Source organism: Bifidobacterium sp. ESL0790 (assembly GCF_029395435.1).
Lineage (GTDB): Bacteria > Actinomycetota > Actinomycetes > Actinomycetales > Bifidobacteriaceae > Bifidobacterium.
Window position 1 is genome coordinate 1079976 of sequence record NZ_CP113915.1, and the last position, 16902, is coordinate 1096877.

Annotated in this window: 15 protein-coding genes; 11 read left to right on the forward strand and 4 right to left on the reverse strand. The window is 59.5% G+C overall.

Features of this window, described 5'->3' with window-relative positions:
• The first annotated feature begins 111 nt into the window (after positions 1-111).
• The 7 genes from OZY47_RS03940 (at position 112) to era (ending at position 7247) form a co-directional block, all read left to right on the forward strand.
• Complete coding sequence (locus tag OZY47_RS03940) at positions 112-1026, forward strand: hypothetical protein (protein ID WP_277178946.1); 915 nt, start codon at positions 112-114, stop codon at positions 1024-1026.
• 434 nt (positions 1027-1460) lie between these two features.
• The gene (locus tag OZY47_RS03945) at positions 1461-2258 is read left to right on the forward strand and encodes a 16S rRNA (uracil(1498)-N(3))-methyltransferase (protein ID WP_277178948.1); all 798 of its coding nucleotides are present in this window, start codon (positions 1461-1463) and stop codon (positions 2256-2258) included.
• A 175-nt stretch (positions 2259-2433) separates the two neighbouring features.
• The gene (locus OZY47_RS03950) at positions 2434-2766 is read left to right on the forward strand and encodes a histidine triad nucleotide-binding protein (RefSeq protein WP_277178950.1); all 333 of its coding nucleotides are present in this window, start codon (positions 2434-2436) and stop codon (positions 2764-2766) included.
• A gap of 7 nt (positions 2767-2773) precedes the next feature.
• Positions 2774-4021, forward strand: a complete 1248-nt coding sequence (locus OZY47_RS03955; RefSeq protein WP_277178951.1) for a PhoH family protein — start codon at positions 2774-2776, stop codon at positions 4019-4021.
• Positions 4011-4604: an rRNA maturation RNase YbeY gene (gene ybeY, locus OZY47_RS03960; RefSeq protein WP_277178954.1), complete on the forward strand. Its 594-nt coding sequence runs from the start codon at positions 4011-4013 to the stop codon at positions 4602-4604. The genes OZY47_RS03955 and ybeY overlap by 11 nt, the downstream gene beginning before the upstream one ends.
• Positions 4605-4825: 221 nt before the next feature.
• Entirely contained in the window at positions 4826-6235 is a 1410-nt protein-coding gene (locus OZY47_RS03965; RefSeq protein ID WP_277178956.1) for a hemolysin family protein, read from the forward strand.
• Positions 6228-7247, forward strand: a complete 1020-nt coding sequence (gene era, locus OZY47_RS03970; RefSeq protein WP_277178958.1) for a GTPase Era — start codon at positions 6228-6230, stop codon at positions 7245-7247. The genes OZY47_RS03965 and era overlap by 8 nt, the downstream gene beginning before the upstream one ends.
• Positions 7248-7450: 203 nt before the next feature.
• Here era and OZY47_RS03975 read toward each other — a convergent pair whose 3' ends face one another.
• Entirely contained in the window at positions 7451-9496 is a 2046-nt protein-coding gene (locus tag OZY47_RS03975) for a long-chain fatty acid--CoA ligase (RefSeq protein ID WP_277178960.1), read from the reverse strand.
• Positions 9497-9825: 329 nt separating this feature from the next.
• Positions 9826-10839: an alpha/beta hydrolase gene (locus OZY47_RS03980; RefSeq protein WP_277178961.1), complete on the reverse strand. Its 1014-nt coding sequence runs from the start codon at positions 10837-10839 to the stop codon at positions 9826-9828.
• Between the two features lie 360 nt (positions 10840-11199).
• Here OZY47_RS03980 and OZY47_RS03985 point away from each other — a divergent pair, with 360 nt between their 5' ends.
• The 3 genes from OZY47_RS03985 to OZY47_RS03995 all read left to right on the forward strand — a co-directional run bounded on the left by OZY47_RS03985 (position 11200) and on the right by OZY47_RS03995 (position 14237).
• A complete protein-coding gene (locus OZY47_RS03985; protein WP_277178963.1) occupies positions 11200-11868 on the forward strand; it encodes a 50S ribosomal protein L25/general stress protein Ctc in 669 nt (222 codons plus the stop codon).
• A 255-nt stretch (positions 11869-12123) separates the two neighbouring features.
• Positions 12124-13251 (forward strand): branched-chain amino acid aminotransferase, encoded by a 1128-nt coding sequence (locus tag OZY47_RS03990; RefSeq protein ID WP_277178965.1) that lies wholly within the window; start codon positions 12124-12126, stop codon positions 13249-13251.
• A gap of 266 nt (positions 13252-13517) precedes the next feature.
• A complete protein-coding gene (locus OZY47_RS03995; RefSeq protein ID WP_277178967.1) occupies positions 13518-14237 on the forward strand; it encodes a TRIC cation channel family protein in 720 nt (239 codons plus the stop codon).
• Positions 14238-14285: 48 nt separating this feature from the next.
• Here OZY47_RS03995 and OZY47_RS04000 read toward each other — a convergent pair whose 3' ends face one another.
• Positions 14286-14750, reverse strand: coding sequence for a helix-turn-helix transcriptional regulator (locus tag OZY47_RS04000; RefSeq protein WP_277178969.1), 465 nt, complete (start codon positions 14748-14750; stop codon positions 14286-14288).
• Between the two features lie 11 nt (positions 14751-14761).
• Complete coding sequence (locus tag OZY47_RS04005; RefSeq protein WP_277178971.1) at positions 14762-15367, reverse strand: DUF2975 domain-containing protein; 606 nt, start codon at positions 15365-15367, stop codon at positions 14762-14764.
• Between the two features lie 157 nt (positions 15368-15524).
• Between OZY47_RS04005 and OZY47_RS04010 the strand changes: the two genes are divergently transcribed.
• Entirely contained in the window at positions 15525-16853 is a 1329-nt protein-coding gene (locus tag OZY47_RS04010) for a type II CAAX endopeptidase family protein (RefSeq protein WP_277178973.1), read from the forward strand.
• Positions 16854-16902 lie beyond the last annotated feature (49 nt).

Consider the following 16902-nt stretch of genomic DNA (forward strand, 5'->3'; position numbering starts at 1 on the left):
AGTCGCACGAGGCAACGTTCAAAACTGAATCATTTACTAGATTCAGCATTTGATTATCGCAGACCGTATATTGTTAATTTTAATAGAAGTAATTCTAAAAAGGAGGTAATCATGCAAGGATGGATGAGGTACGAATTGCGACTTATTAATAAATTGGCTGAATGGGATGAAAGAGATTTGGATTTAGACCAAAGACGTTGCGCGAAGTTCAGACGGTGTTCCTTCACGCGCCGGAATTGTCTTGAAGTGGAAACGGCATTTCTTTTTAATGATGCAGATAACGATTTTCTTAAAGCACTTGACTGTTATGTCGGTTTAAAAACTATTCAGCCTCTTCATCCAATGGACGAAGGTAAGATTAATTATGGACGGATTAATGGTGTTTTGGCTGATTTGAATAAAAAAAACAAGAAGCCTACCCGTTTTTTAAACGATATAGCTCTAGTGACTGCAAATAAAATTATTAACGGTTTGCCTCAAAATTTAGATGATTATTATATACTTTATAGACTTGCTAAAAAGAAAGATATCCAAGATATTATAGATGATTATGAAAATACACGTTCTAAGTACAGGATCTCTTTTGAGACTCCCTGTTTCTGGTCATCTAGTTTACGTTCTGATTTAGGTGATATTACACCAAACGATTCTGAACGGGTGATGCTTATAGTACTGGTAAATCCTCAATCATTAGAAGGGTACATATCCCAATTCCATCGTTCTGGAGGTGGAACACTTTGGGATCAAGAAGAGATGCTTATTTTGCCAAACGCCACAGGGTTGATTCTTGATTATCGATTAATCAAAAATACCCTACAACCTTATGAAGTCATGGTTATGGAGTTGCAAAAGCAATGTGTTGATTCCAGCGTTGATGAGCCCATTCCACAACGGGAAGAGCAGTTAGCTTCCTATGAGGATTATCCTCAGCTATTTACCGAAGCTGAAATGATGGAGAATCGCCAGGATAGTGAAATAGCTTTTTTGGGATTGACAATGAAAATGTACCAAAGACCGAAGAAATAAATTACGAATCTTAAAGAAGATATCATTTTTGATACATCTGATTATATTTTAGGTGTCTTTGCTAGGTTACGACCATGGCGAAGACACCTACGAGTTGATTTCGAGGGCACAAAAAGGGCACGATTTTTCTAAAACCGTGTCATTTTTGTGATTTGCGTGATTTTCATGGGTTGAACGGCAATCGGGAGTAAGACTAGCTCGTTTTTCATCGACATTCTGCTAATCTTAATTTGGGGCTGAAACTGGGTTCAACTCCCGTTCTGGGCACGATAACTGAAGACCTGTGACCCCTTGGAATTCAAGGGGTCTTGTCATATCCAGGCACGGCTGACGAAGGTCGTCGCCGATTCTTCTTGCTGGAGTTTTTAGGGCTTTCGCCAAAATCATGGGTTTATACGGCACCGCTTGTTGTCGTGTTCGGTTATCGTGAATACATGACCAATCCCCTCTACGTGATCCAATCCGACCGCGATGACGTGCCACTCAACGCCGACGCGCTGCACGCCGGCTGGACCATCGACCTGCCTCCCGCCGTCAAACGCCACGCGATCGGCGCGATGAGGCTCGCGGTCGGTGACCAGCTGCAGCTTTCCGACGGGAAGGGCCTGCGCATCGACGCCGAGATCGTCGACACGCAAAACGGCGCCGCGAAAGTCATGAATTTCACCACCGAGCCTCGGCCTATCACTCGTCTGGCCCTGGTTCAGGCCCTGGCCAAGACCGGGCACGACACGGATGCGGTCGATATGGCCACCCAAATCGGTGTGGACGAGGTGATTCCGTGGCAGGCTGGTCGTTCCATAGCCAAATGGAAGGCCGGCAAAACAGATAGGAAATGGCGGCAGGCGTTGGTCTCGGCCACCGAACAGTCCCGCCGCGCCTGGGTTCCCGGTCTTGACGACTGCATCTCGAGCAAGGAGCTGGTGGCGATATGCCGTAGGGCATGCGTGCATGGCGACCTCGTGGTTGTGCTGCACCAGGACGCGACCACCACCTGGGCTGGCGTCGAGGAGTGCGTGGCGAAACTCGAGCAGCGTTGCCTGGATGACGGCAAGCCGAGGACCGTCTACGTGGTCGTGGGCCCCGAGGGCGGTATCAGCGACGAGGAAGTGGCGAACTTCACCGAAGCGGGCGCCGAGGTCTGTGTGCTCGGCCACAACATCATGCGCGCTTCCACCGCCGGCCCGGTCGCGTTGTCGCTACTGGCCCGTGCCCTGGGCCGTTTCGCCTAGCCACCACAATAGTGCTGCTACTTGTGGCATCGTCGCTTGTCGCTAGTTGTGGGCATTCATATCGGTCCAGTTTGAGGGTGGGGTTGGCAGCGTAATTATCCGTGCGAGGCAATAGCATGGAGGCAATGGTGAAGCGCACGACAACGTGCGGAAACGAGTTCGTAAAAGGAGCATCATGGCTGACGATTGCCTGTTTTGCAAGATCATCGCGGGGGATATCCCCAGCGACAAGGTGTATGAGGACGAGACTACCTACGCGTTTAAGGACATCAATCCCAAGGCGAAGGTCCACGTGCTGATCGTGCCGAAGAAGCATTGCGCCAACGTCACCGAGCTGGCGAAGACCGACCCGGCCGAGCTCGCCCACATCGTCGAGGTCGCGCAATCGATCGCCGACAAGGAATTCCACGGCGCCTACCGCCTGATCTTCAACACCGGCGAGGATGCCGGCCAGTCCGTTTTGCACGCCCACGCGCATGTGCTCACCGGCGAGAAGCTGGAAGAGTAGGAGAGCGGTGGCAAGCGCTAAACGAGTCATCACCATCCCCACCACCCTCGACCCGGTGGCCGTGCTCGGCCCGGGCGACGACGTGCTGCGCGAGGTCGAACGCGCCTTCCCGCACGTCGCCGTGTTCGTGCGGGGCAACCGCATCGAGGTTTCGGCATACTCCAAGCGGGATGAGATCGAGGCCGACAAGGTCGCCGATGTGTTCGCCGAGATCATCCAATCCGCATACGAGTCGCCGGTCGAGTCGGGCAATGTGCGCAGGATGCTTGAGGCCCGTGAGATCGGCAGGCACGCCAGACTCAACGGCAATGCGGAACGTGGCACGGCGACGGGCGAGAGAAGCGGCAAGGCTTCGCTGAACGCTTCAGGCTCTTCCGATTATCGTTCGGCCGCGCGTGATTACAGCGTCGATACCGCATACGGTGAGGATGACGAGACAGTGTCTGAGGGACGCCGCAAGCCACGCATCCCCGGGGTTATCACGATGGCCGCGGGCGAGCCGGTGCGTGCGAAAACCGCGGGCCAGGTCTTCTACGTCGGCGCGATCGAGGAGAACACCATCACCTTCGCCATCGGCCCCGCCGGCACCGGCAAGACCTACTTGGCCGTCGCCAAGGCGGTGCGCGCCTTCCAGGACGGCAAGGTGAGCCGCATCATCCTCACGCGCCCGGCCGTGGAGGCGGGGGAGAGCCTCGGCTTTTTGCCCGGCACCCTCAACGACAAGGTCGACCCCTACCTGCGTCCACTCTACGACGCGCTTTCCGACATGCTCGGCACCGGCCAGCTGCACCGCTACATGTCCGACGGCACCATCGAGGTCGCCCCGCTTGCCTACATGCGCGGCCGCACCCTGAACGATGCGTTCGTCATCCTCGACGAGGCGCAGAACACCACCGAGCAGCAGATGAAGATGTTCCTCACCCGCCTCGGCTTCAACACCAAGATGGTCATCACCGGTGACGTGACGCAAATCGATCTGACGGTGCCCCATTCCGGACTGCGGTCGATCGAATCGATTCTCGGCGGCATCGATGACATCGCGTTCGTGCATCTGGGCGCCAAGGACGTGGTGCGACACGCGCTCGTCGGCAGAATCGTGAAGGCCTATGATACCCACGACGCTGCCCGTCAGCGCAGAAGCGCGCGTCACGATAATTCCAGTGACGGTGACGGCACACAAGCCGACGTGAATAGCAGCATAGAAACAAGTAGCAGGACCATGGATTCGAGCGAAGGAGCCGGCAGTGAGCGTTGAGGTGACCAACGAGACCGTCTGGCAGATCGACCCGAAGATCTTCTCCGACCTCGGCCTGTGGGTGATGGACCGGATGCAGGTGAGCACCAAGTCCGACCTCACCATCCTCTTCGTCGACCCCGACCCCATCGCCCAGCTGCACATGCGCTGGATGCAGCTGGAGGGGCCCACCGACGTGATGAGCTTCCCCATGGACGAGCTGCGCCCCGGCGATGACGGCGTGACGATGGAAGGCGTGCTCGGCGACATCGTCATCTGCCCGTGGGTCGCCTGCCAGCAGGCCGCCGCGGCCGGCCATTCCACGATGGAGGAGATGATGCTCCTCGCCATCCACGGTACCCTGCACCTGCTCGGCTACGACCACGTCGACCCCGAGCAGGAGCGCCAGATGTTCGACCTGCAACGCCAGCTGCTGCTCACCTTCTTCGCGGTGCGCGGCGAGTCGATCCCCGAGGCCGTGCTGCCCGCCGGTTCGGCCAACCTGCTCGACCGCTGGGACGCCGAGCACGGTCAGGGCAAGCAGGAGGGCAAGGGCCATGGCAATCTTCCCGGAGGCGGCCATATCCCAGGAATCGGGCGATAGGGCCGTTCGTGCCACAAGTTTTGCGTATCAACGACGAGTCGATAATGCCGATAATGCTTGATGCCTTTAAGTTTTAGTCGCGTTGATATCGCATAACGTTCACGGTGAAAGCCGGATAATATTCACTATTGTCGTAACAAAGCAAAGGCAGAGATAGCTCGGTTGAGCCGGGGACGTAGGATTGCCTTGAACATATTTTTCGAAAGGAATGTGGGTTGCAGATGGACACTTTGACGGTGACCACCATGGCCATTCTGGTCGTGATCGCCGCGCTGCTCGTATGGCTCTCGCTGATCATGGCATCCAGCGAGTCCGCCGTCTCGAGGGTGACCCGCGCCAGCCTCAACAACCGCATCCTCGAGGTGCAGACCAACGAGGAGCTCGGCCATCTCGCCCAGGTCAAGCAGATCGGCAAGATCCACAAGGTCCAGCGCCTCATCGTCGACCGTTACGCCACATCAGGCTCCTGCGCCTTCTTCAGGATCACCTGCAACGTCTTCGACGGCGTGCTCGTGGCCATCATCGCCATGCTGGTCGGTGCACCGTTCTGGGCCGTGCTGGTCTCCGGCATCGTCTTCGCGCTGATCGTTGCGGTGGTTTCCGTGCTACTCCGTCCCCGCTCGACGGGAGCCTCGAAGCCGCTGGACGTCATGCTGCGCTATGCCGGCGTCGTCTCGTTGGCCGCGCGTCTCACCCCGTTCGCCAAGAACGGCGAGGACAAGGCCCAGCGCCGTCGCGAGGAGCAGAAGGAGCTCTCCGACGACGAGGAGCTTGAGAAGATACAGCGCGAGCAGGGGCGCGCCACCATCGATCGCCTGGTGGAGGCTGATGATTTCGACCCCGAGGTCGCCGAGATGCTGCGCAATGTGCTCACGCTCTCCGACACGCTCACCCGCGAGATCATGGTGCCGCGCACCGATATGATCTGCGTGGAGAACGGCGAGACCCTGGAACGGTTCCTGCAACTGTGCTCGCGTTCCGGCTTCTCGCGTATCCCGGTGATCGGCGAGGATGTGGATGACCTCAAGGGCATCGCCTATCTCAAGGACGCCGTGCGTGTCACCGCCTTCAACCCGGAGGCGCGAACCCGCACCATGGAGAGTATCTGCCGCGACCCTATGCTCGTGCCCGAATCCAAACCCGTCGACGATCTCTTCCACGAGATGCAGCGCACCCGCCAGCATGTGGCGGTGGTGGTCGACGAATACGGCGGCATCGCCGGCCTGGTGACCATCGAGGACACCTTGGAGCAGATCGTCGGCGAGCTGGAGGACGAGCACGACCGCATCCAGCACACCGACCCGAAGAAGATCGGTGAGCACACCTGGCAGATGCCCGCGCGCACGCCCATCGCCGACCTGGAGGAGATCTTCGAGGTCGACATCGACGAGGACGACGTCGACACCGTCTACGGCCTGCTGACCAAACTGCTCGGCCGCGTGCCGCTGGTCGGCATGAGCGCCGTCACCCGAGGCCTCAAGCTCACCGCCGTCGATTCGGCAGGACGGCGCAAGAAGGTCTCGATGATCGTGGTCGAGCCGGTATCGCTCAAACACGACGAAGACAATACCAAAACCACGACCGATGACAACGCCATGAAGGACGCAAAGGAAACCAACACGCATGACTGAACCCACTGACACGACCAAGACCACGACCACACCGTCCAGCGCGACGAAGACGGACATCAAGTCCGCACAACCATATCGTTCCGGTTTCGTCGCCGTGGTCGGCCGCCCGAACGTCGGCAAATCCACGCTGATCAACGCCTTGGTCGGCACCCAGATCGCCATCGCCTCCTCGCGCCCGGAGACCACGCGTAAGGCCATCCGCGGCATCGTCACCACCGACCACGCGCAGCTGGTGCTGGTCGACACCCCCGGCATCCACCGCCCACGCACCCTGCTGGGCCAGCGCCTGAACGATATCGTCGACGAGTCGCTCAGCGACGTGGACGAGATCGCGTTCCTGCTGCCCGCCGACCAGGAGATCGGACCGGGCGACAAGCGCATCCTGAGCCGTCTGCGCGGCGAGTTTGCGCGGAAGGACGAGAAGACCGGCAAGTTCGTCTGGAAGGTGCCGCTGATCGCCATCGTCACCAAGATCGACGAGCTCAACCGCCAGCAGCTCATGGCCAAGCTCATGGAGATCAACCAGTTCGCCGACTTCACCGAACTGGTGCCGGTCAGCGCTTTGGAGCACGACAACGTGGCCGAGGTCAAGCGCGTGCTCATCGACAACATGCCCGAAGGCCCGCAGATGTACCCCGACGACCAGGTCACCGAGGAACGGCCCGAGGACACCATCGCCGAGCTGGTGCGCGGCGCGTTCCTCGAGGAGCTGGACGACGAGCTGCCCCATTCGCTGGCCGTGGTCGTCGATTCCATCGAACGGCCGGGGGAGTCCGACAACCCCGCCACCGAGGACGGTAAGGCCCACGTCATGGTCTCCATATACGTGGAGCGCGACTCCCAGAAGCCCATCATCATCGGCCACCGCGCCGAGCACCTGGTGCAGGTCAAGAAGCGGCTGCGCACCGCGGTCAACCGCATCGTCGGCCAGAAGTCCAAGCTCGATCTGCACGTCAAGGTCGCCAAAGGCTGGCAGTCCGACCCCAAGCAGCTGGAGCGCCTAGGCTTCTGACGCTCGCAATATGGTGACATCAGCAAAACGCCCATAACAACATAAAATCCTCGCCTTCGGTTTAGAACACCGGGCGAGGATTTTATATATACCTTTGGTTTCGGTATTTACCCTGATTATTCCCGCGTGTAAACGAAAGGCCGGATGGGCAGGAGACGAATCCAACCCATCCGGCCTTGCAGCGCAGAAACAGCTACGTCAGCTTACTTCTTTTTCTTGGTGTACATCTGCGTGTTGAGCAGCTTCTCATAGCGCTTGATGACCGCGGGGCGCTTGACTTTCATGGAGGCGGTCAAGAGGCCGTTCTCCTGGGTGAACTCCTCGGGCAGCAGGATGAACTTGCGCACGGATTCGGCGCGGGAGACGCCCTCGTTGGCCTTGTCGACGGCCTTCTGCACCTCGGCGCGCACCACGGCGTTCTCGCAGGCCTCCTCCATGGGCATCTGCGGGTCGAGGCCAGCGGCGTCGAGCCACGAGCGCAGGGACTCCTCGTCCAACGTGATGAGCGCGGAGATGAACGGACGCTTGTCGCCGAGCACCAGGGCCTGCGAGACGAAGGAGCAGCGCTGGATGATCTCCTCGATCGGGCCGGGGGCCACGTTCTTGCCGCCGGCGGTGATGATGAGGTCCTTCTTGCGGCCGGTGATGTAGAGGAAGCCGTCGTCGCTGATGCGGCCAAGGTCGCCCGTGGCGTACCAGCCGTCGGACGTGAAGGCGAGCTCGGTGGCCTCGGCGTTCTTGTGATAACGATGGAAGACGCAAGTACCCTTGACTTGAATCTCGCCGTCCTCGGCCAAGCGAATCGTGAAGCCCGGGTACGGCACGCCGACGGAGCCCTCGTGGAACGGGGTGCCTTTGGGATTGAAGGCGCAGGGGGCGGTGGTCTCGGTGAGGCCGTAGCCCTCGTAGGCCGGCACGTCGGCACCACGGAAGAAGGCGAGCAGCTCCGGGTCGAGCGGGGCGCCGCCGGCGACGAACCATTCGGCCTGGCCGCCGAGCACCTGGCGCAGCGACTTGTAGACCACCGGGTCGAAGGCGGCTCGGCGGGCGCGTGTGGCGAAGCTGGCCTTGCCGGTCTCGCTGATCTCGCGCTCATATTCCTGGGCAGCCACCACGGCGGCGGCGAACGCGACGCCCTTGGCACCATGCCCGGCCTTCTGCGAGGCGGCGTTGTAGACCTTCTCGAGCACGCGGGGCACGAGGATGGTGACGATGGGCTTGGCCACCTGCAGGTCGCCGATCAGCGTCTTGATGCCGCCGGCGATGTAGATGCGCAGGTCGCTGGCGACGACGATGTAGTTGACGGCGCGCGCGAAGGTGTGGGCCTGGGGCAGGAAGAGCAGCACGGACTTGCCCTTCTGCTTCAAAAGCTTGGGCATGTAGTCGCGCAGGTTCAGCGCGGTGGTGCAGTAGTGCTCGTGCGTCATCTCCACGCCCTTGGGCGCGGCGGTGGAGCCGGAGGTGTAGACGATGGAGCACAGGTCGGTCTTCTTGATCGAGTCGATGCGCTCGTCGAGCGTCTTGTCGTCGATCGATTTGCCGTAGGCTTTGAGCTCGTCGAGCGCGCCGGATTCCAGCGTGTAGATCTTCTCGAGGGTGGGGCAGTCCTCCACGGCGCCGTCGGCCTTCTCACGCATGTCGAGTGATTCGACGATGAGCAGGCGGGAGTCGGAGTTGTTGACGATGTTGCGGATCTGCTCGGCGGAATCGGTGTCGTAGATGGTGGCGAGCACGCCGCCCACGGCCATCACGGCCGCGTCCACCACGTCCCATTCGTAGGAGGTGTGGCTCATGAAGGAGACGCCGTCACCCTTGTCGATGCCATAATGCATCAGGCCCTTGGCCACCTCGCGCACGTCGGCGAGGAACTCGTTGGCGGTTTTGGTGACCCAGGTGTTGCCAACCTTGAAGGTGTAGAGCGGGTCATCGCCCATACGCTCGCAGCGTTCGGCGTAGAGGTCGTAGATGGACATGTCGTCGTCGATGGGCGCGTTGCCGGCGGTGGAGACGGTGAGCAGGCCGGTCTCCTTGTCGACGTAGAGCGTGGTCGGGTAGCCGGGGCCCCACTCGTGGCTTTTCGGCAGCGACGAGATATCGACCGGCTTGATCGAGGCCAAATGCCTGTCATCGTTGAAATCGGGGGACTCGGGGCCCTCGCTGTTGACGGGATGGACGAAGTCGCTTCCGAGATGGAAGGCCTTCTGGCTCAGCTTGAGCGTTTGCTCTTTCAACGAGTTCATGACGGACACGTGGTACTCCTCGACCCAAATATTAGCGTTCTCTTGATTCGATAACGCCAATACTAGCGGATTTGGTTGGTCCCGTCACCTTACGGTAGCGTAGGAAACGGCGTCATAGAGCCTTTTGTGAGCTATTGGGCAGACCGGATCGCGGTCATTTCGACCGAGCCTGGAGTTGCGCCGTAGGCGTGTTTCGATGGCCTGTTTTGCGTATTTGGCGGCTTTGAGAACGAGGGAATTCCGGATACCGCATCGGGATGGACACTTCATATATGAGTGTCCTGTTTCATATATACGGGTTCTGCAACTTGACGCGGACGGCGGAATTTCCTCGGTCGTTATTTCAGGTCAAACGTCTGCCTGACGAACGTGGTGACGGCGTTCCAATATCGTTTCGGGTCGGTGGAGGCGCTCATCGTGTGGTTGGCCTCGGGGATGAGCAGCTTGCGTTTGAATGGGCTCGCGCAGTCGCGAAAATTCTCGTCGAGGCAGGCCGGATCGACGAACTTGTCGGCGTCACCGTGGATGAAGAGCATCGGTATGCTGGCCTGGCGTAACGAAGGCCCGCAGCTGGCCTCATGGAAGTCGTAACCCGCACGATGGCGCGAAATCAGGCTCATCACCTCCAAAACCGGTTGGATCAGGGCCACGGGGAGGTGATAGAGGAAGTTGCCGCTGTGGATGAACTGGTGCCACACGTCGTGGAATCCGCAGTCGCACACCGCCGCCACGACGTTTTCGGGCAGGTGCCGGTCGCCGACGGTCATCATGATCGTGGAGGCGCCCATTGAGATGCCGAAGAGGAGGATGCGGGCTTCGGGGTCCTCGGAGAGGATACTGTCGATCCAACGCATGAGGTCATGCCGCTCGAGCCAGCCCATGCCGATATAGTGCCCGCCGCTGAGCTCATGGGCCCGGCTGGCCGGTGTGAGCACGCGGAATCCGAGGCGCGCGAAGCGGTGAGCGTACTTCGCCATCTCAGCGGGCTCACCCGAATAACCGTGGCAGCAGATGGCGTAGAGATGCCGCTGGGGGTTGGCACAGTCCGGATCAAGCATCCAGCCGTGCAGCCTGGTGCCGTCGGCCGCGTTGAGGCTCACCCCGCGTTTGGCGTCCTCGAACCAGTCCGCCGCCTCGGCCTCCTCCTGGGTGTCGAGGCTGAGCGTGTGCGAGGGGTTCAGGCCGGGCAGTTGCGCGCCGTCGCTCTCACCGTGAAGCATCGAGTGCTTCCAACGTGGCTCGAGGGTCAGCCTGAAGAGGTAGTCGGCGGTGGCATAGAGCGCGCCCGTTGCCGCCAAAGCCCCGATGAGCAGGCGTTTGCCCCAGACTTTGCTGGCGGATCGCTGAATCATGAGGACTCCTTTGACGGGTGGAATGGCGCGAGGCAACCGTTACGCCTCCATTGTATAAGCAGGAGGGAGGGCAAGGGGTATCTTTTATGTCATTTCGGCATCATCGCGTATTCGTTGTGGTCGTGTGTCGTTTCCGGCTTCAGGTTTGTCGCCGACGCTGGTATTATAGAAATGTTGTTTTGGCGGGTATCGGACCATAACGTCTGAATGCCTGTCGCGCTTTGGCGAGGGGAAGCGATTCCCGTTATCGACTGGGCTGAATGATGGGTCTTCCTTTTGGACCGTTTCTTCGGCGCATCGGTGCGCCGGAACAACGAAACGATATCAGATAGATATAACGGTTATACCAAGGAGAACATCATGGCAAACACCATCACGATTTCGGGTGAGGTCCGCACCGAGTTCGGCAAGGGCGTCGCCCGCCGCATGCGCGTTGCGCAGCAGATCCCTGCCACCATCTACGCCGGCGGCAACGAGCCCGTCTTTGTCAAGCTGCCGATGAGGGAGACCACCCTCGCCCTGCGACGCACGAACGCGCTGTTCACCATCAAGTACGGCAAAGATTCCAAGCTCGCCGTCGTCAAGGACGTGCAGCGCAACCCCGTCAAGCGCATCGTCGAGCACATCGACTTCTACGAGGTCAAGGCCGGCGAGAAGATCGAGGTCACCGTGCCCGTCTTCGCCGTGGGCACCCCGAAGGGCGCGGCTGTCGCGTTCGTCGACATGCAGACCCTGGTCGTGCGCGCCGACGTGGCCAACCTCCCCGAGCGTATCGACGTGAACGTCGACGGCCTGCAGGACGGCGACAAGGTCTTCGCCAAGGACGTCGAGCTGCCCGAGGGCGTCGAGTTCGTCGACGTCAACGACGATGACTCCGTCGTCTCCGTCGAGATCCCGGAGGACGCCACCGCGACCACCGCCGTGAGCGAAGAGGCCGAGGGTGCCGAGGGCGAGACCGCCGAGGGCGCCGAGGGCGAAGCCGCCGAGGGCGACGCCGATGCGGCCGACGGCGACGCCGAGGAGAAGTAAGGCTTTTTCGTCCGAATCTCCGTCCGTCCGCCAAGCCGGGGCCATCGTGCTTTCGTGGCATGGCGAATCCATTGGCGCGAACGGATGAATATCAATGTGAAAGGTCCACCTTCGGGTGGGCCTTTTCAGTATGTGAACCTTTTCACTCATAGCCTTGGGTCAATGTGCGAAAGTGGCAGCATAGTCCGCAGCCACAAGCTCACGGCGAAAACAATCCGCAGGCCGCAAGGCGGTCGCAGTGAAAAAGAAGTGAAAATGACTGAGCAAACCCATCATGATCCAGCAGCGTTGAACAAGCTCACGGAGCCGTTCAAAGTCATGCCAAACCCCCATCCCGCAAGCGATGAAGAGCGCAAGAAGCTCATTGACAAGCCGGCGTTCGGCCAGCTCTTCAGCGACAACATGACCCACATGGTCTGGCACAAGGACAGCGGCTGGGGCGATCGGAAGATCGAGCCCTACGGCCCGCTCGCGATGGAACCGGGCGCCTCCGTCCTGCATTACGCCCAGGAGTGCTTCGAGGGCCTGAAGGCCTATCGCCACGCCGATGGCAGCACCTGGCTCTTCCGTCCCGACGCGAACGCCGAGCGTTTCGCCAACTCCTCCAAGCGCCTCTATCTGCCCGAGCTCTCCAAGGATGATTTCCTGGGCTCCGTGGCCGCGTTGGTCAAGAAGGACGTCGAGTGGGTGCCGACCCGCCGCGAATACACGCTCTACATGCGCCCGTTCATGTTCGCCTCTGAGGCGTTCCTTGGCGTGCGCGCACCACAGACCGTTGATTATTGCGTCATCGCCTCGCCTTCCGGCCCGTACTTCCCGGGCGGCGTCAAGCCGGTGAGCATCTGGGTGGAGGACAAGTGGTTCCGCACCGGCCCCGGCGGCACCGGTTTCGCCAAGTGCGGCGGCAACTACGCGGCGTCCCTGCTGGGCGAGTACCGCGGCGCCGACCACGGCTGCGAGCAAGTCTGCTTCGTCGACGCGGCCACCAAGACCTACCTTGAGGAGCTCGGCGGCATGAACATGTTCACCGTCCACAAGGACGGCCACCTGGAGACCCCGTCGCTGACCGGTAACATTCTGCCCGGCGTCACCCGTCGCTCGCTCATCCAGCTGGCCCAGGACCACGGCCGCGACGTCGTCGAGACCATGATCAAGCTCGACCAGCTGCTCGACGACATCAAGTCCGGCGAGGTCACCGAGGTCTTCGCCTGCGGCACCGCCGCGATTATCACGCCTATCGGCCGCTTCAAGTCAGAGAAGTTCGATGTCACCGTCGCGGACGGCGGCTCCGGCGAGCTGACCTGTAAGCTGCGTGACGAGCTGCTCGGCATCCAGCTTGGCGAGATTGAGGATCCGCACGACTGGATGTGGAAGGTCTGCTGAGACCTCACGCCGGAGACTGACCGATTGGCTTGGACTTCGGCAGTGTTCGGCAACCAGTCATCTGGGTTATTGCTTGGATGGATCGCCCCGCATGCGACACGTTTTCGAACGGAAGTCGCGTGCGGGGCGATTCGCGTCGTGGACGACGGACGTTGTTATGCGCAGGCAGGGGAGAGCCGCTGACGGCCGTGTTGGCGTGGAATTTGGCGCCAATCTGGTATATCCTGCTTATTGGTCATCGGCCACGGAAATGAAGGGTGTGCGGTATGCAATTGGCGCTGGAAAGCAATGCCTTCTTCTGGGCCATCGAATACATCGCGACCTTCTGCTGCGGCTTGTTGGGCGGGCTATGCGCCGTCAAGAAGAAATACGATTTCATCGCCATCCTCATCACCGTCTGGCTCACCGGCCTCGGGGGAGGCATCATCCGTGACGTGCTGCTCGGCGTGTTCCCGCCCGTCGGCGTCTCCGACCGCGGCCTGGTCATCACCTCGCTGCTCACCAGCGTGGCCGTCACGGTGATTTACCCGGAGGTCGACCGGCTCAAATGGACCATGGTCGCGCTCGACGCGCTGGCGTTGGGCCTCTATGCGGTCAACGGCACACAGAAGGCGCTGATCTACCATATGTCGGGCATGACGGCCGTCTTTATGGGACTGATCACGGCCATCGGTGGCGGGCTCATCCGCGACATGCTGCTGAACGACGTGCCGGCGGTCATCCGCGACAGCCACTGGTACACCGTCCCCGCGCTGATCGGTAGCATTCTGACCGTGTTCGTCACCCGTGCGTACCAAGGCGGTCATATCTCGTTCGCGCTCCAGGTGGCGGGCGATATCGCCATCGTGGCCTTCGTCGTCATCCTGCGCGTGCTCTCCGTGCGTTTCGACTGGAAGGTGCCCGGAGCCGTCAAACGCCATCATATGATCCTGCCACTGCCGGAAAAGGACGAGGGCAAAGACACGAAAGCTGACGCCGACAAGTAGGTCCTGTGCCGTTGATAGGTAATGGGCTCCCTGACTCTTTAGAATCCTTCAGTCATCTTCATTCTCGGTCTGGTATTTGAGGATGTCGCCGGGCTGGCATTCCAACGCCTCGCAGATGCCGGCGAGCGTGCTGAACCGGATGGCGGCCACGCGGTTGTTCTTGATCTTCGAGAGGTTGACGTTGGAGATGCCCACCTCGTCCGCCAGCTCCTTGAGCGACATGTGCCGGTCGACCATCACCTTGTCGAGCTCGAGCATGATGCTGCCCCGCGGCTCCTTGGTTTTGAGCTCGGCGGGAGCCGGATTGGTGATGGCGTCGATGGTGGTGTGCTGTCGCTGGGCCAAGGCCACCTTCTGGTCGTACGTCAACGCGGACGGGTCGAGGTTCCCCGTGTCTGAGACGGTTTCGTTGGTAATATCGTTGCCGGTTTCATTTATCGGCGAACTTTGATCAGGAGAGGAATCCTGGCCTGGTGATCCGCTGGCGGAATCGGACTGCCTGTTGAGTGTCATCGTCGCCCTCCTCAGATCAGCTCGTCGTGCTCACGTTGCAGCTGCTCTCCATAACGTAGGATGCGCGCGATGCAGAATATCAGCAGTCCGATGACGAGCCAGGTGAAGCCGCCGCTTTCCCCGTCAATGTCCACCCCGTCCATGATGTCGTAACCCGACGCCGCGTCCCAACCCGCGAGGGCGCCCATGCTAGCGTCGATGATGAAATCGATGACGGCGGCGACGATGAGGCATACGCCGATGGAGTGGATGTTCTTGGTGATGGCGCTGCTGAACGGTGTGGCCTCGTGCTCGTCGCTCTCGCTCTGCATCGTCTTGAACGCATCGTGCAGGTTGCGCAGGGCGAACGCGAAGACGAGCAGGATGAGGATGCCCTCAAGGGTGTACCAATAGAGGATCCACTTGTGCTGCGTGGCGGTGGCGAATGTCGCGTCGAGCGTGAATCCGTAGATCGACGGCAGCTTGTCGTTGCTGAAGGTCGCGGGGCAGGGCATGCTGCCGAAAACGCCCAGGAACAGCATGAGCAGGAGCAACCACAGGGCGGCGATGATGTTGAGCCATTCGCAGACCTTGGCCGCGTACCTGATGAAGGTGTCCACCTTGTTCGTCTCGTACATTGCGGTGCTCCTTTGCTTGCATGTGGGGTATGATTTCAAGCAGTATCATATCACTAAACAACAAGAAGTTTACGATAAACATTAAATAAATTATGAATATCAATACGGATATGCTATTTTGAATATATTGTTTCACAGTCGAGAACCGGAGGGGAACATGGTCGAGCCAGGGGAGAAGGCGACGGAAGGCAAGGCGAGCTTGCGTGGGTTGAATATGGCGAACACGCCACAAGACCCCAACAACTCATACAATTCACACGACATGAATGACGTTGGCAATATGAACCGAGATAATGGCGTGGATGGTTCTGGCTACCAAGAAAGCGATGAAGGTTTAGGTGGCTCTGGCTATCAAGCAGACGGTGACCGTTTAAGTGGTTCTGGCCATGCCGATGGCATTGATGGTATTGACGGCGTTGACGGTGAAAGTGGTGGGAACGCCATTGCTGCAGAAGGAGAAACGAGTGAACGAGCTGCCTTTGCACCGAATGTTCAAGGTGGACCTTCCAACCCGCCTGCGCCATTCCAGCAGCCGCAAGCCGAAGCCAAACCGTTGAGTCCAGACGAGCAAAGACGCCACGATGTGGGGCACCAGGCCGCGATCATCTGGGGCTTCATAGTGCTGTGGCTCGTGTTGCAGGTGATTGGTGTTGTTTTCGCCATGCTTGGCCATATGCCGGTAGAGAAGACAGACGCCGTGGTCGGCACCGTCAGCGAGCCGATCGCCATCCTCGTCCTGCTGCTGGCGTGTCGGAAGCTTTATATCGACAAATCGCAAGGCTCAAGGTCAATCCGTTTCACGATACGTCTCTCATCCCGAAAACCGATGAACTGGCGGATGTGGCTCTGCTCGCTTATCGCGATGCTGGCTTTCGCGGCGGTCGGTGACCTGTTCGCCCAAGGTTTCCAAAGCGCGCTGGATTTGTTGGGATGGTCGCAACATAGCAATGGCGACGAGATCGACCAGATGGTGAGCAGCTCAATCTTCGGTTTGCTTTCGTTGGGTTTTGTCGGACCCGTGATCGAGGAGCTGCTGATGCGTGGCATTGTGATGCCGAATCTGGAACGCTATGGCAGAATTTTCGCCATCGTAACGTCAGCGTTGTTGTTCGGCTTCATCCATGGCGACATCAGCCAAGGATTCAATGCCGTGCTGGGGGGCTTGGTGCTCGGTTGGATGGCCAGCGAGTATTCCGTCGCGTGGTTGATGAGCATGCACATCTTCTACAATCTCGTGATTTGTGAAGGAGTCGGCAGACTGTTCGGCTTGCTTGCCGAGCCCATGCAGACCGTGGCGCAGTGGACGTTCGATGGTGTCTTCTTCGTCGTCGCCATCGTGTTGGTGGTGGTGAACAGGGACAAGGTCACGGCTTGGTACCGTCGCAACCGTAGCCCCAAGCACACCTACCGAGGCTGGCGCTCACCGCTGTTCATCTTCACCTTGGCGGCGTTCCTCTTCTTCGCGCTGACCAGGATTTCGTTCTGAGCCACGGTTCCGACATGGCGGGGTCGACGGTGTAATAACAAAACTCCTC